Genomic DNA, 18,089 nt, shown 5'->3' with positions numbered 1-18,089 from the left:
CGCACGTCCTGTACGGGGGAAACGGTTATTTATTGATGGTGATGTTGCTGATCGTCCTGATTATCTTCGACGCTCTGGCTAATGCTCATCACTTGTGCCGCGAAGCTGGCTGCTTCATGCGAAGAGGATTGATCCGCTGCAGAATGCGGCGCGTCACTCTCATCGCTGCGGGCGTCGTCCATGCCTGCAACGACGCTGCGGCTACTGGTATCCACCGTAAAGGCGATATCCTGACGTTCGCTATTCCCGGCACTGTCCTGCGTGCGCAACACCAGAGAATGTGGGCCATCCTCCAGCGCCACAGGCACGTCGAACTGCGTAGGGCCAGACGGCGAAGGCACCAGCGGATGCGTGACACCGTCCAGTTCAACGCTGGCATGGGTAATGCTGGCGTCCAGGTTGAACTCAAAGACCGGATGCGACGACTCCACTTCTATGGTGTCCCTGGTGTCCTGCTCGCTACTGTACAGACTGCTGCGTAGCGACACCGGGTCATCGGTTCCAACATCCACATCGTGCGTCACGGTGCTGGTGTTACCCGCCACGTCGGTAATGGTGAAGGTAAGCTGATGCTCGCCCTGCGCCACATCCTCAAGCTGGAGATTCCAGTTACCGTCTTTATCCACGTTTGCCGTCAGCACATCGCCATTATCCAGTGAAACGCTAACCAGGGCTCCCGCTTCGCCATGCCCGCTAAACGATAAGGTTGACTCATCGGTCTGCCACGTTTCTTCCTGGCTACTCGTACCATCGAAAGTCACATCAAAATTATCGACATGGGTATCGACCGTGAACTCAACCGACTGGCTGGCGGTATTACCTGCCGCATCGCTGACATTCACCACCAACGTCCAGGTGCCTTCAGCCAGCGCCTCTTCAGGTGTCCAGATCCAGTGGCCTGATTCATCCTGCGTGGCGCTGTGGGTTTCGCCGTTTATGGTCACCGTTACGGTAGTTGCATCAGGATCGATGTTACTCAGGATAAACGTTGGGGTGTCGTCCTTAGTAATGTTGTCCCCTGAGGCACCGCTATCGCTGCCAGCATCCAGGGCGATCGTCGGCGTGCTGATAGTGGTGTCGATAGTGTAATCCAGGGACGCATCCGCGCTATTGCCCGCCGCATCGGTCACGGTCACCACTAACGTTCCGCTGCCGTCCGCCAGCGGGGTGTCCGGCGTATACGTCCAGTTACCCTGCTCATCCTTGGTTGCGCTGTGCGTTTCACCGTTCAGCGTCACCATCACTGACGTGGCGTCCGGGTCGATATTACTCAGGATAAAGGTTGGCGTCGTATCCTTCGTCAGATTATCACCCACCGTACCACTATCGCTGCCCGCATCCAGGGCGATCGTCGGCGTGCTGATAGTGGTGTCGATGGTGTAATCCAGGGACGCATCCGCGCTATTGCCCGCCGCATCGGTCACTGTCACCACCAACGTTCCGCTGCCGTCCGCCAGCGGGGTGTCCGGCGTATACGTCCAGTTACCCTGCTCATCCTTGGTTGCGCTGTGCGTTTCACCGTTCAGCGTCACCATCACCGACGTGACGTCCGGGTCGATATTACTCAGGATAAAGGTTGGCGTCGTATCGCTGGTGATATTATCCCCTGCCGTTGCGGTGTCACTGTCCGTATCCATCATTACTGTTGGTGTGCTTAGCGTACTGTCAATGGTGAAATCCAGTGAAGATTCCGCAGTGTTACCTGCGCCATCCGTGACTTTCACCTTCAGGGTCCAACTACCGTCTGACAGCGCAGTTTCCGGCGTATACGTCCAGTTACCCTGCTCATCTTTGGTTGCGCTGTGCGTTTCGCCATTCAGCGTCACCATCACCGAAGTGACATCCGGGTCAATATTGCTCAGGATAAAGGTTGGCGTCGTCTCATTCGTCAGGTTGTCACCGACATCACCGGTATCGCTGCTGGCATCAAGAGCCACCGTCGGCGTACTGATACTAGTGTCAACGGTGAAATCCAGGCTGGACTGCTTAGTATTCCCTGCCGCATCGGTTACTTTCACCTCAACGGTCCAGTTACCGTCTGCCAGCGGGGTTTCCGGCGTATAGATCCAGTTACCCGAAGCGTCTTTGGTCAGGGTTTGCGTATTGCCGTTTAAGGTCACCTCTACCTTCGTCACATCAGCGTCAACGTTAGTCACGACAAACGTCGGTTTAACGGTTTGCGTGATGTTATCGCCCACCGTGCTAGTATCGCTTGCCGCATCCATGGCGATGACCGGCGCGCTGAGCACAGTATCAATAGTAAAGCTAAAGGATTGCGTTGCGGTATTTCCTGCCGCATCCGTTGCGCTCACCTGAACGTCACATTCGCCGTCACTTAGCGGAGTTCCCCATGTTACGGTCCAGACGCCATCGCTGATCTTCGTTGCCTGCACCGTCGTTCCATCAATCGTTACGCTCACCGCAACGACATCCTTCTCGATGTTACTCAAAACCAGCGTCGGGGTTGAGTCATTGGTCAGGTTGTCGCCCAGCGCACCACCGTCTGAGGACACATCCAGCGCCACGGCTGGCGTCGTGAACATCACATCAAGGTCGACAGGCACGCTGATATTGGTGGCAGAATCCTCTGCCTGAATGCTGACTTTACCGCCATCAGGATAGTTAATCGCGGTACTCCAACTGCCGGAGCTGTTGACATTAACCGTGGTGATAACGTTGCCGGACTCATCCTTGATAACAATGGTCGTTCCCGCTTCCGCCTTGCCTGAGAGGATCCACAGGTTCCCCTCTTCGTTCCAGGAAGAGATCTCTACCGTTGGCGTATTTGGCGCAACGCTATCGACCAGAATGTCATGGTTAATGGTTTGGGTATTGCCGGCAGTATCTTTAATGGTGAAGGTTAAATTGCTGGTCCCTTCAGGCAACGCGCTGGCCTTGATGCTCCAGGTGCCATCGGCGGCAACTGTGGTGGTAGCCACCACCATCCCTGCCACCATCAGGGTGACAGTAGCCCCCGCCTCACCGACGCCATTAAAGACAGGCGTGCGGTTGTTAACTACCCATTTATCGGCCGAACTGTCTTTGTCGTCCTGCACGTTGGCGGTGAACTGGCTGATGGAGGTATCAATCACTATCGTGAAGGTTGAGACGGTACTGTCGTTCCCCGCGCGGTCTTCTGAACTCACCTGGACGGTCCATGTCGCATCGCTAAGCAACATAGGATTAACGTTTACGCTCCATTTTCCTGTACCGTCTGCCCAGACGTTGCTAACGGTCATTCCATTAATTTTGACAGTGACATAGCTGTTAGCCTCAGCCATACCGCTCAGCTTAATACCTGCAGAAATATCATTGATGTAAATCGTACCATCAACGGTGTGGTCAGCGACGCTCTCTCCGTTAATATTGTCCAGCGTGACGGGAGTATCGTTAACCGTATCGATCGTGAACTTCTGATCGCCAGTGGAGGCCGTATTGCCGGCGGCATCGGCAATATCAAAGCGGATGGTATGGCTACCGTCGTCCAGCGCTTGCGGAACGGTATATTGATAATTTCGCCCGGAGATCGTGATGGTTTCCACATACTTACCATCAATATAAACCTTGACGGGCTGACCCGTTTCACCGTTGATCTGGAACGTCGGCGTCGTTCGGGCGGTAACATAATCGTTAGAGTAGAGGCCACCATCAGGATTCATTTTATCCAGCTCAATCCAGGTGCTGGTATCGACCGTAACCAGAATGCGTGCCGACTCTGCGGTATTGCCCGCCGTATCTTCCGCCACTACGCGGATGGAATATTCACCGTCAGCCAACGTAGTTGGGTATTGCCACGTCCAGTTGCCTTCGTCATCCGCCGTTACCGTTGCGACCGTTTTTTCATCCACCAGAATAGAAATCGTCGCCCCCGGCTCTCCCGTACCATGGAAGGCTGGCGTATTGTCGCTGGTTATGTTGTCATCCAGCGAGCCTGAGTTAGACGCGTCATCCAGGTTGATGGTCGGGTAATCGGTATGGCTATCCAGCGTGAAGACAAATGGATCGCTGGTCTGGCTGTTTCCGGCCACATCCGTGATCTGTACCGTCAGGCTGTACTCGCCATCATCATTGAGGATCAGCGGTACCGTCCAACTGCCATCAGCCGCTACGGTAACCTGGCCTGCCGCGACGCCATTCAAATAGACGGTAATCGTAGCGCCGCTTTCACCGGTACCTGTGACACTCAGCGCTTTACTATTGGTCAGGTCCGGCAGCGTATCGACGCTAAAATTGTCAACTACGGTATCAATAACAACGGTAGTCGTTGCACTGGTTGCGGTATTGCCTGCCGCATCCGTCGACACCATTTTAATATCATAAGAACCGTCGGCGCTTTCCGGCATCGTCCAGCTCACTGTCCCTGCCGCATCGGCGGTTACCGTGGCAACTTTTTCGCCATTGACATAAACATCGACCGTCGCATTAGGATTGGTGACTGCCGTCAGGGTTGGCGTAGTCACTTTGGTGATGGCGTCCAGCGTGTCCGCACTGTTGGAATCACGACTCAGGACTACGTCAGTGATGCTATTTTGCGTATCGCGGGTAATATCGATATTTTTGGAGACGGTATTGCCAGCAGCATCGGTGGAAGTCACCACAAAGGTTTGCATCCCCTCCTGCAGCGTAATTTCCGTACTCCATGCACCATCGCTCTCCACGGCAATGGTAGCCAGAATCTCGCCCTGCGTATTGGCGATCGTAACGGTTGAGCCCGCTTCTGCGGTACCGTCAAGGTGAACGCTGGTTTTTTGGGTGATGTTGTCGGTATCGCTGGTGCCGGTATCATCCGTATCGCGTAAATCAACGGTCAGTGGCGCAATATAGGTATCGAGAACAAAACTCTCCGGGCCGAAGGTTTCTGTGTTACCCGCCACATCTGTTACCGAGAAGCTAATCTCATGCTCTCCGTCAGCGCCAATGTTTGTAATCGATGCCAGCCATTTACCATCACTGGCGGCAACCGTTTCCACCACTACACGACCGTCAATCATCACCTTGATATGCGCGCCGGCTTCAGAGATTCCGCTCACTACCGGGGTATTGGTGTTCAGATACCCTTCATCATTTAATCCGTTAATATCCCAGTCAAGAGGAACCACATGCGTGTCAATGACCAGACTTGCAGGGTCAGATTTTACCTCCTCCCCGTTGTTCGGGTTAATGACGCTCACCTCTATGCTGTAGGTCCCTTCAGCCATTTCTGGCAGGTTAAAGTTGTAGCGTCCGGTTGAGTCCGTTGCCGCGGTACCAACCACCTCACCGTTAACATAGATCGTCACGGTGCTGCCCGGCAGCGATGTCCCGGTAATTGATGGCGTCGTATCATTAGTGACAAAGTCACCAATGGAGCCGCTATCCGATGCGGTTTGTAGCTGCAGTGTCGGTGGATCGACGTCGATCAGCGGAATGATAAAGGCGAAGTTAGTGGCATCAGAGACGTTACCCGCTTTGTCGGTCGCGACGACGCTAATAATATGATCGCCAGAGTTAATGGCGCTCGGCGGCGTCCATGACCATGTTCCGTTGCTGTCCGCCACAACACTGGCGACAGTAACGCCATCAATACTTATCACCAGCGTCGATCCTGCTTCCGCAGTACCGCTGAATTCTGGCGCCAGACTTAAGGCTTCATGGTTATTCCCGGGATCGGACTCGCTCAATGCAACACCCGGCGCGTTAACCACTGTATCGATAACAAAATCAATGTTGCTTGCCTGGGTGTTTCCGGCCTTATCGGTCGCTGTAACCGAGATGGTATAGTTGCCATCAGTCAAATCACCCAGCGTAATAGACCAGGTCCCGTCCGAGGCAGGAGAGATCGTTTGGGTCTGAATCGCATTACCGCTCTCATCCAGCACGGTCACCACTAGCGTTGCGTCTTTGTCCGTCAGACCGCCGAACGTAGGTGACGTATCTTTGGTGATTTTATCCGTCTGCGAAGAGCCTGTATCAGAAGAGGCCAGCAGCTCCACCGACAGCGCAACGTGTGTGTCAATGGTAAAATTCATGCTGCTTTCAGCGGTATTACCGGCTTTATCCGTAACGGTCACTTCTGCGGTGTAGTTACCATCCGCCAGATTGGCTGAGGTAACCGTCCATTCCCCAGCTTCATTTTGTGTCGCCGTATATTTCGCACCGTTTATAACAACAAACACGGTATCAACATCGTCCGGCACGCCGGAAACTATGAACGTCGGCTGCGTATCATTGGTTAACGAATCACTTGAGCTATCGCCAGAATCACTGGCGCTATCCATCGAAATGGTTGGCTGCGGGATCTGAGTGTCAATCGTAAAAGTCAGGGTCTCTGTCTGGTGGTTGCCCGCGACATCGACCATCTCCACGGTGGCGGTGTAAGTACCATCCGCTAGCATGTCAGCGGTATAAATCCACTCGCCCTGGGCGTTTTTCTCCAGCGTCTGCGTGTGCCCATTGAGCGTGACGGTGACGGAGGTGAGTTCCTCCGCCGCGCTAATCTGGATACGCGGCACTGAGACGTTAGTCAGGTTATCGGTGGTATTCTGCCCGGTATCATCCAGCAGCAGCACGGCAGGAGAGTCAACCACCGTATCAACGGTAAAGTTATAGGTTGTCGATGCGCTGTTACCCGCATTATCCGTAAAGGTCACGACCACGCTATATGCGCCATCCGCCAGGCTTTGCGGTACCTGCCAGCTCGTTGTCGACGGATCCAGTGACAGCGTCGTGTCACCAAGAGTTACCGTTATACTGGCGATATCGGCAGGTACGCCGCTGATACTGATAACCGGTTTCGTCACGTTGGTGATGTTATCATCAGTGCTGCCGCTGTTGCTGCCATTATCCAGCGCCAGAACCGGTGCCGAGCAAATGGTATCAACGGTAAAGCTCATTGAGGATGATTTGGTATTGCCTGCATCATCTTCAACCTTAACAGTTGCGGTATAGGTTCCATCCGGGAGGGCATCGGCATCGGGTAACTGCAAGCCCCATACTCCATTCTTTTCCGTCGCGTTATAGGTTTTATTGTTGATAGTGACAGTGACGCTATAAGCATCGCTATCGATATTATCGAGCGTGAAATATGGCGTCGTATCGTTGGTTAGGTGATCGTTTGACAAGGTCCCCGTATCACTTGCAGCCGCTAAATCGATTGTTGGTGTGCTAAGGGTGGTATCCACCACAAATTTGAGTTCGGTGCTGGCGGTGTTACCCGCTTTATCCACTACTGAAACGTCGAGAGTGTAGTTGCCATCTGCCAGTGCCGGAGCCGAGTAGATCCAGCGGCCGGACTCATCCTTCGTCAACGAAGTCACCGTGCCGTTGAGGGTAACGCTCACCGACTCCACATCCGCCGGAACGCTGATTTCAAATTCAGGGGCATTGCTCTTCGTTATGTTATCGCTGTCGGAATATCCCGTGTCGTCACCGACGACAAAGTCCACCGATACCGACGTTTGCGTATCAATGGTGAAGGTCAGCGGAGTTTCTTTGGTATTTCCGGCGTTATCCGTCACCGTGGCAATTAAGATGTAAGTGCCGTCTGCCAGCGCTTCATCCGGCGTAAAACTCACCGGCTGACTGGTCAAATCCACAGGAATATCTTTGCCGTTCAGGTTCACCGTCAGACTATAAACATCTTTATCCAGCGAACCAAACTCAAACGTCGGCTGGGTATTGTTAGTGTAATTATCGGCGGAACTACTGCCGCTGTCGTCCTCGTCTTTAAGATCCACCGTCACAGGTGTAAGCGTTGTATCGATAGTAAAGGTGAAAGTTTCCTGGGTTGTGTTGCCCGCTTTATCCATCACGTTGACGACAATCGAATGCTCACCATCGGACAACGCCGAGCTGGCGGTGTAGGTCCACTTGCCATTGGTTTTCGTCAGCGTCTGAGCATCACCGCCGTCCAGTGCCACCGAGACATGCGTAACATCTGCGGCAACGCTAATATCAAAGCTTGGGATGGTATCGTTCGTTAAATGGTCATCCGAAGAAAAACCGGTATCATCAGACATGGTAATCTGATCGATTGCCACCGTGGTATCAATGGTAAAATCGAGATCGGACGTCCGTTCGTTCCCCGCTTTATCGGTTGCCGTGACCGTTATCGTATAGTCCCCATCGGCCAGTTTAGGAGCCTGGAATACCCACTCGCCGTCGGCATTTTTGGTGACGTCATAGTCGACACCGTTCAGGGTGACGATAACTGAATAGATATCACTATCAACATTGTTGATAACAAATTCGGGCTGCGTTTTCGACGTCAGATTATCGTCGTCGCTATCACCCGAGTCGGATGAGCTGCTGAGATCGATAGTTGGCGTCGATAATGTAGTATCTACTGTAAAGGAGAAGGTCTGCGTTGAGGTATTTCCCGCCCGATCCTGCACTTCCAGGATCATTTTATGATTGCCATCCGAAAGTGCCGATGGAGGCGTAAAGCTCCAGTTACCGCTGCCATCCTGCGTCAGCGTAATCGGCCCCCCATCAAGCGTAATGACGGCATGCGTCACGTCGCTGTCCATGTTGCTTATCAGGAACGTGGGCTTATTGTTACTCGTCAAATGATCGGTAGCGTCATAACCCGTGTCATCACCCGCGTCGAACGCAATAGTCGGTACGGAAAGCTGGTTATCAAAGGTGATCGTTTTCGTGTCGCTGGTGGTGTTCCCTGCAGCATCTTCAACGGTAACGGTCAGCGTGTAATCTCCAGCGACAGAGAGTATCGGCGAGGTGACGGTCCAGTCACCGTTGGCATTTTTCACCACGGTACAGGCAAGACCGTTAATCGTTGCCGTCAGGCTGACGACATCATCAGAGGTGGTGACGTTAAATATCGGTTGGGCAGCATTCGTGATGCCATCGGAGGACGAATCCCCGGTATCTGTCGTCAGAGTGATGGAATTAATATCCACCGAGGTATCCACGGTGAAATCATATGTCGACGTTCTTTGGTTTCCTGCTTCATCAGTAACGCGTACATCCAGCGTATATTTCCCTTCAACAAGGGCGGTTTCTGGAGTATAGGTCCAACTGCCATCCGCTTGTTTCTTAATGGTTGTCGTCGCGCCGTTCAGCGTCACTTCGATGCTGTAAACATCTGCCGGCACATTGCCTAGTTCAAACGTAGGTTTTGTATCGTTGGTAACATTGTCGCCTACCACACCACTGTCATCCGCCGCCATCATCTTGACGGTGAGCGGCTCCAGGGTGGTGTCAATGGTGAATGTTTGCGCGCGATTCGCCGTATTGCCTGCGTCATCCGTAACGGTCACCGTAAGCGTATATTCACCGTCCGCAAGGGCAGATGGCAGAGTCACCACCCACTTCCCTTCCTGGAAAATGGCATCCTGAGTCAGTGAGCCTATGCTGACAGTGACAGCATGCGCATCAGCAGGCGCGGTGATCGCAAACGTTGGGGTGGAATCGTTGGTCATCCAGTCGTTTTGCACGCCGGTATCACTTTGCAGAGTAATACCGTCCACGCTGGTGGAGGTGTCAATGGTCACGGAGAGTGAGGTCGTCTTTTCATTACCTGCATCATCAACAACCGTCAATTGGGCCTGCCAAACCCCATCCGGCAGATCGGCGGGAACGGTAAAGGTAGCACTGCCATTTTCAACCGTAATAGGCCATGTCTGACCGTTAATCGTCAGTGAAACGCTGACAACGTCGCTATCGATATTGCCGATCACAAACGTTGGGCGCACATCCTGAGTGACATTATCTGAATCACTGTGCCCCGTATCGCTATCGCTTGAAAGCTGCAGCGTCGGCACAGAAAGGGTCGTATCAACCGTAAAATTGAGATCTTTATTACTGGTATTACCCGCTTCATCTGTTACGGTAACCGACACAGTATGTGCTCCATCGGCGAGCACCGCGGTGGAAAAATGCCACTTTCCATCGGTCTGCTTAGAAGCTTCACCAGCCGCTTTACCATCAATCATTATGCTGACATGCGTGACATCATCCGGCACGCCGATCGCAAACTCAGGTGTATTCACATTGGTTTGGTTATCGGTGGTGCTTGAACCGGTATCATCCAGAAGCACGATAGAGTCGATGTGAGTGACAGTATCTATTTCAAACCTGGCAGCGTCAGAGGTGCTCTGATTACCCGCCATGTCTTCAACCGTGACCGTTATCGTATATTGCCCATCGTCCAGCGCAACCGGACAGGCCCAGGCTCCGCTTTCGTAGGTTTCACTGTCCAGTGTCCAACTATCTTTATAGCTGCCATCGCTACTCACAATCGCTATCGTAATCGTATTGACGTCATCAGTATCCACGCCACTAATCTGGAATTGCGGCTTCGTCTCATTAGTCAGCCCATCGGTCTGGCTGTCACCCGAATCAGATACCGTCGCAAGTTCGACTGTCGGTTTATCGACAATGGTATCGATAGTAAAGCTAATCTTACTGTCAGCACTGTTACCTGCCACGTCAGTCACCGTCACAGTTGCAGTGTAACTGCCATCTTGCAACTCATCAGGTAGGGTGAAAGAAGTACTCTTGCTCAGATCTATTGTGTAGTGCTGCCCGGTGCTCAACGTCAGGGTAATAGTGGCGACATCGTCCGGAATATTGCTGAACTTAAACGTCGGTGTTGTGTCCGCAGTATAATTATCTGTCGAGCTCTCTCCCGTGTCAGACGTCTTATCCAGCACAATATTGACTGGCAGAACCTCTGTATCCACCGTGATAGCCAGCGCCGCCGAGGTCGCGGTGTTGCCGGCGTCATCGGTCACCTGCACGCTGATGCTGTAGTCGCCGTCCGCCAGTTCCGGGGCGGTAAAGGTCCACTTGCCCTCAGCCTTCACGGCGTCATAGGCGGTGCCGTTGATAAGAACCTGCACCTTCGTCACATCCGCATCGATATTCCCCAGCGTAAAGGCTGGCGTGGTGTCGTTCGTGATGTTGTCGCTGTTGAGGCTGCCGCTGTCTGACGCATCCGCCAGATCGATGGTCGGCACCGACAGCGTGGTGTCCACCGTAAAGGTCAGGATGGCCGAGTCCGCGGTGTTGCCCGCCAGATCGGTGACGGTGGCCACGATGGTGTGGTCGCCGTCGGCCAGCGCGGCGCTGTCAATATGCCACTGCCCGTCCGCGGCCTTCGTCGCCGCCACCGGCTTACCGCCGTCGATGCTCACCATCACGCTGACGGCGTCGTTCTCCGTGGTGATGGTAAAGCCCGGGGTGGCGTCGTTAGTCTGGTTATCCCCCGCCGTACCGGTGTCGTCGCTCAGGGCGATCACCGGCGCCGCCACGCTGGTGTCCACCGTGATGGCCAGCGCGGTGGAGGTCTGCACGTTCCCCGCGTCGTCAGTCACCTGCACGGTGATGCTGTAGTCGCCGTCCGCCAGCTCCGGGGCGGTAAAGGTCCACTTGCCCTCAGCCTTCACGGCGTCATAGGCGGTGCCGTTGATAATGATCTGCACCTTCGTCACGTCCGCATCAATACTGCCCAGCGTGAACGCCGGCGTGGTGTCGCGGGTGATGTTGTCGCTGTTGAGGCTGCCGCTGTCTGACGCATCCGCCAGATCGATGGTCGGCACCGACAGCGTGGTGTCGACGGTGAAGGTCAGTGAGGACGTTGCGGTGTTGCCGGCCAGGTCGGTGACGGTGGCCACAATGGTGTGGTCGCCGTCGGCCAGCGCGGTACTGTCAATATGCCACTGCCCGTCCGCGGCCTTCGTCGCCGCCACCGGGGTGCCGCCGTCAATACTCACCATCACGCTGAACGCGTCCGGATCGGTGCTGACAGTGAAGCCCGGGGTGGCGTCGTTAGTCTGGTTGTCGCCGGGGGTACCGGTGTCGTCGCTCAGGGCGATCACCGGCGCCGCCACGCTGGTGTCCACCGTCACAGCCAGCGCGGTGGAGGTCTGCACGTTCCCCGCGTCGTCGGTCACCTGCACGGTGACGCTGTAGTCGCCGTCCGCCAGTTCCGGGGCGGTAAAGGTCCACTTGCCCTCAGCCTTCACGGCGTCATAGGCGGTGCCGTTGATAATGACCTGCACCTTCGTCACGTCGGCGTCGATACTGCCCAGCGTGAACGCCGGCGTGGTGTCGTTCGTGATGTTGTCGCTGTTGAGGCTGCCGCTGTCTGACGCATCCGCCAGGTCGATGGTCGGCACCGACAGCGTGGTGTCCACCGTAAAGGTCAGGGCGGCCGAGTCCGCGGTGTTGCCGGCCAGGTCGGTGACGGTGGCCACAATGGTGTGGTCGCCGTCGGCCAGCGCGGTGCTGTCAATATGCCACTGCCCGTCGGCGGTCTTCGTCGCCGCCACCGGGGTGCCGCCGTCGATGCTCACCATCACGCTGAACGCGTCCGGATCGGTGCTGACAGTGAAGCCCGGCGTGGCGTCGCGGGTCTGGTTATCCCCCGCCGTGCCGGTGTCGTCGCTCAGGGCGATCACCGGCGCCGCCACGCGGGTGTCCACCGTCACAGCCAGCGCGGTGGAGGTCTGCACGTTCCCCGCGTCGTCGGTGACCTGCACCGTGACGCTGTAGTCGCCGTCCGCCAGCTCCGGGGCGGTAAAGGTCCACTTGCCCTCAGCCTTCACGGCGTCATAGGCGGTGCCGTTGATAATGACCTGCACCTTCGTCACGTCCGCATCAATACTGCCCAGCGTGAACGCCGGCGTGGTGTCGTTCGTGATGTTGTCGCTGTTGAGGCTGCCGCTGTCTGACGCATCCGCCAGATCGATGGTCGGCACCGACAGCGTGGTGTCGACGGTGAAGGTCAGTGAGGACGTTGCGGTGTTGCCCGCCAGGTCGGTGACGGTGGCCACAATGGTGTGGTCGCCGTCGGCCAGCGCGGTACTGTCAATATGCCACTGCCCGTCCGCGTCCTTCGTCGCCGCCAGCGGCTTACCGCCGTCGATGCTCACCATCACGCTGACGGCGTCGTTCTCCGTGGTGATGGTAAAGCCCGGGGTGGTGTCGTTGGTCTGGTTGTCGCCGGGGGTGCCGGTGTCGTCGCTCAGGGCGATCACCGGTACCGCCACGCGGGTGTCCACCGTCATGGCCAGCGCGGTGGAGGTCTGCACGTTCCCCGCGTCGTCAGTCACCTGCACGGTGACGCTGTAGTCCCCGTCCGCCAGTTCCGGGGCGGTAAAGGTCCACTTGCCCTCAGCCTTCACGGCGTCATAGGCGGTGCCGTTGATAATGACCTGCACCTTCGTCACGTCCGCATCAATACTGCCCAGCGTGAACGCCGGCGTGGTGTCGTTCGTGATGTTGTCGCTGTTGAGGCTGCCGCTGTCTGACGCATCCGCCAGATCGATGGTCGGCACCGACAGCGTGGTGTCGACGGTGAAGGCCAGTGAGGACGTCGCGGTGTTACCGGCGAGGTCGGTGACGGTGGCCACGATGGTGTGGTCGCCGTCGGCCAGCGCGGTGCTGTCAATATGCCACTGCCCGTCCGCGTCCTTCGTCGCCGCCAGCGGCTTACCGCCGTCGATGCTCACCATCACGCTGAACGCGTCCGGATCGGTGCTGACAGTGAAGCCCGGCGTGGCGTCGTTAGTCTGGTTATCCCCCGCCGTGCCGGTGTCGTCGCTCAGGGCGATCACCGGCGCCGCCACGCGGGTGTCCACCGTCACAGCCAGCGCGGTGGAGGTCTGCACGTTCCCCGCGTCGTCAGTCACCTGCACCGTGACGCTGTAGTCCCCGTCCGCCAGCTCCGGGGCGGTAAAGGTCCACGTCCCGTCCGTCAGTGTCGCCGGGTAAGCCGTCCCGTTGATCAGCACCTGTACGCTGATCACGTCGGCGTCGATACTGCCCAGCGTGAACACCGGCGTGGTGTCGCGGGTGATGTTGTCGCTGTTGCTGCTGCCGCTGTCTGACGCATCCGCCAGGTCGATGGTCGGCACCGACAGCGTGGTGTCGACGGTGAAGGCCAGTGAGGACGTTGCGGTGTTACCGGCCAGGTCGGTGACGGTGGCCACAATGGTGTGGTCGCCGTCGGCCAGCGCGGTGCTGTCAATATGCCACTGCCCGTCGGCGGCCTTCGTCGCCGCCACCGGGGTGCCGCCGTCAATGCTCACCATCACGCTGATGGCGTCGTTATCCGTGGCAATGGCAAAGCCCGGGGTGGCGTCGTTAGTCTGGTTATCCCCCGCCGTGCCGGTGTCGTCGCTCAGGGCGATCACCGGCGCCGCCACGGTGGTGTCCACCGTCACAGCCAGCGCGGTGGAGGTCTGCACGTTCCCCGCGTCGTCGGTGACCTGCACCGTGACGCTGTATGTCCCGTCCGCCAGTTCCGGGGCGGTAAAGGTCCACTTGCCCTCTGACTGCACGACGTCATAGGCGGTATCATTGATAAGAACCTGCACCTTCGTCACATCGGCGTCGATACTGCCCAGCGTGAACGCCGGCATGGTGTCGTTCGTGATGTTGTCGCTGTTGAGGCTGCCGCTGTCTGACGCATCCGTCAGATCTATGGTCGGCACCGACAGCATGGTGTCCACCGTAAAGGCCAGTGAGGACGTCGCGGTGTTGCCCGCGAGGTCGGTGACGGTGGCTACAATGGAGTGATCGCCGTCGGCCAGCGCGGCGCTGTCAATATGCCACTGCCCGTCCGCGTCCTTCGTCGCCGCCACCGGGGTGCCGCCGTCAATGCTCACCATCACGCTGACGGCGTCGTTATCCGTGGCAATGGCAAAGCCCGGGGTGGTGTCGTTAGTCTGGTTGTCGCCGGGGGTACCGGTGTCGTCGCTCAGGGCGATCACCGGCGCCGCCACGCTGGTGTCCACCGTCATGGCCAGTGTGGTCGAGTTAGCGGTATTACCCGCATTGTCGGTGACGATAACACTGATGCTATAGTCGCCATCCGCCAGTTCCGGGGCGGTAAAGGTCCACTTGCCCTCTGACTGCACGGCGTCATAGGCGGTGCCGTTGATAATGACCTGCACGCTGATCACGTCAGCATCGATATTGCCCAGCGAGAATGTTGGCGTGGTGTCCCGGGTGATGTTGTCGCTGTTGAGGCTGCCGGTGTCTGACGCATCCGCCAGATCCAGCGTAGGGATAGAAACCTGGGTATCAATGGTGACCTGAATTTTTTCTGATGTCGCTGAGTTGCCGGCGACATCTGTTGCCGTGATATAAAAAATGTAGCTTCCATCGGTCAACGCCTGCGATCCCGTGAAGCTATAAGACCAATTTCCGTTAGCATCCGCGCTGACTTTCCCGATGGCCTTCCCGTCCTGATAAATAGTGATGCTGGAATAAGCCTCGGCTGAACCAGAGAAAATCGGGGAAGCGTTATTGGTAATGCGATCGGCATCACTTATGCCGCTATCGCTATCAAGATGGATTGTGGGTGTTTCCATCGTACTATCGACCACAATATCCAGCGTGGTCGAGTTTGCGCTGTTGCCGGCGGCATCTGTTGCACGTACAACGACGGCATGCTCGCCATCAGCTAAGCTCGCCTCTTCCGTGATACGATAGTTCCAGACGCCATTTTTATCAGAGACAACCTGACCGACTACGGTACCATCAATAAAGATCTCGATCGTCGCGTTGGCTTCAGCCGTTCCGGTTAACAACGGCTGCGTTTCCTTGGTGATACCATCATCATTCGACGATCCCGTATCTGAACCCGTGTCTAATTTAAGCGACGGCGTGACGGTGACGGTATCAATGACCAGATCGTAACTACTGCTCGATGTGTTCCCCACCTCATCCTGAGCCTGAATAGTCAGCGTATAATCGCCATCGGAAAGCGCCGGATTAGGGTCATATTCGAACTGCCAGTTGCCATTAGCATCAGCCTGGGTAGTGCCCACGGCTTTACCGTCAACCATCACTGTAATGGTGGCGTATTTTTCAGCGGTCCCGTCAATTGTTAAATTATCATTTTGCCGGGTGATCCAGTCAGTCTGGCTTATCCCTGTATCATCTTCAGCCTGCAACGTGGCAACCGGTGACGTCGTGCTGGTATCGACAGTGAAAGTACAATCGGCAGATGATGGAGAAACGTTTCCCGCAAGGTCAGTCGCATAAGCCACTGCAGTATAGCTACCATCAGCCAGATCGCTTGGCAAGGTAAACGACCAGATACCATCGTGGTTTGCCGTCACCGTGCCACAGGCCTTGCCATCAATATAAATCGTCACCGTACTGCCCGCTTCTGCTGTACCGGTAAAGGCTGGCGTGGCGTCGTTTGTCAGAATATCGCCTGATTTTGAAACGGTGTATTTATCCAGTTCAATATCGGGCGATACGGGAGCAACCGTATCAATAGTATATTCGTAGCTGAAGGTTTGCTGGTTGCCCGCATAATCGGTTACGGTGATTGAGAGTTCGTTCAGCCCTTCTGCAGAGGCCTGCGCCAGGTTAAAGCTGAAATTACCACTCTGTGAAGCATCAATTTCAATCTTTTCCCCGGTCGTCAGGTTAGTGATCACAATATGACTATTTGGGTCAGTTTTACCGGTAAACGCTGGATAAATATCGTTGGTATAATTGTCCCCGGCAACTCCGCTGTCTGACTGGCTAGTCATTGCCAGTGTGAATGCATCGATATCGGTATCGACAGTCACATCTATTTGTGCGGTTGAGGTATTACCCGCACGATCGGAAGAGACCACTTCAAAAGTATAAATACCATCAGCGGTAATTTTATTTTCCGGCAGTGTATATTGCCAGTTCCCCATGGAATCCACGCTGATATCGGCCACTTTGTAGCCATTAAGATATAACTCGAGCGTTGAGTTCGGTTCAGCATTACCATGCAGAGAAGGCGTTTTATCATTAGTCAGGCTATCGGTCGAGGACATCCCCGTATCACTGGATTCATCAAGAATAATAACGGGTGTTTCTGGGGGAATCGTATCCAGCGTAATAACGCCGGTCGTTGATGCCGTGTTTCCCGCTTTATCCGTAGCATCAATCTCAATATTATTAATGCCTTCATTTAATTCTGAACCACTAAACTGATACGACCAGGCGCCATCAGAATCTACGGTGACTGTGGTAAGCAGAACGCCATTGGCATAGATAGCAACCTGCGATCCTGCTTCGGCTTCACCAATAATTTTCGCATCGGTAAAACGGGTAAGATTTTCACCCTCAATGCGATCGGCTGCAGGAATGGCGTACTGATCGTCGAGTTCGAAACTGGGAGCCGCGATGACGGTATCAATGGTTACGATAATTTTCGCGCTACCGCTTCCCCCCTGCCCGTCCGTCACATCGACCTGGACGTTGTGTTGTCCGTCAGCCAGCACCGTGCCGCTATTGAATGAAAAGTTGCCCATCGCATCGGAGGTCGTGACGGCGACAACCACACCATCAATGCGCAGTGAAACTGTCAATCCGGGATCGGTAGAACCAACAAACTGCGGCGTGGTGACGTTGGTAATATTATCGTTTTTTACCCCAGAATCACTGCCGTCATCAAGCTTAAGAGCCACATCAATAGGTTTTACGTCGATGGGCGTTTCATCAGATTCTGATGAACTTGAAGAACTGGACGAACTGGATGAGTAATCAGAGAAAACGAGTCGACTGGCCTCAGCCACAGAGTCATCGTCATATTTCTTATGGTAAAGGCTGGCATCCAGCTGCTCTTCTCCCTGGTTCTGAGAGGCTGCGCCATTTTGGCCATTGCTCTGCGCTTTATCATTGAGGAACTCCTCAAGCTGCTTTTGAACTTCTGCAGAAGCTTTTTGCGCCTCTTCAGCTTCAGCACGCATTTTTTCTGCTTCATGCTTCAGATCAGCAGCCTCTTTTTTAGCTTCCTCAAGATCTTTCGCATTAATCTCGCTGATTTTATTAATATTATCTTTCAGCACGCGATCCTGACGCTGATCTGATAGTGCAGAGTCAAGCCGTTCAAGTTGAAGATTGCTTAAGTCGATCGTTTTCAGCAGTTGCTGACCTGAAACATCCTGCCCCTGGAATTTGAAGTGAACGTGGTTATTTTCAAGGCTTGAATAAAGAGCACCGTTAATAACGTTAACTACCACATTACCCGGAAAAATAAATTTAAAGTCGGTCCCACTAATGACGACTTTGGCACTATCCATAGCACCATACTGCTGTAAGTCGACAATTGAATCATTGCTTGCAAAAATAGTATTACTCATATTATC

1 protein-coding gene is annotated in these 18,089 nt (G+C 55.0%); it reads right to left on the bottom strand.

The window, feature by feature from the left end:
* Nucleotides 1-29: 29 nt before the first annotated feature.
* The gene (locus tag M4I31_RS06965) at nt 30-18,083 is read right to left on the bottom strand and encodes an Ig-like domain-containing protein (RefSeq protein WP_250856863.1); all 18,054 of its coding nucleotides are present in this window, start codon (nt 18,081-18,083) and stop codon (nt 30-32) included.
* Between the last annotated feature and the right edge of the window lie 6 nt (nt 18,084-18,089).

This window comes from Citrobacter sp. XT1-2-2, assembly GCF_023516235.1.
GTDB classification, from domain to species: Bacteria; Pseudomonadota; Gammaproteobacteria; order Enterobacterales; family Enterobacteriaceae; genus Citrobacter; species Citrobacter werkmanii.
The sequence above is the reverse complement of the archived record's forward strand: the minus strand, read 5'-3'. Positions and strand labels throughout refer to the sequence as shown.

Coding starts and splice junctions, on each gene's coding strand:
- M4I31_RS06965 (WP_250856863.1), bottom strand. CDS start 18,083: ATGAGTAATACTATTTTTGCAAGCAATGATTCAATTGTCGACTTACAG.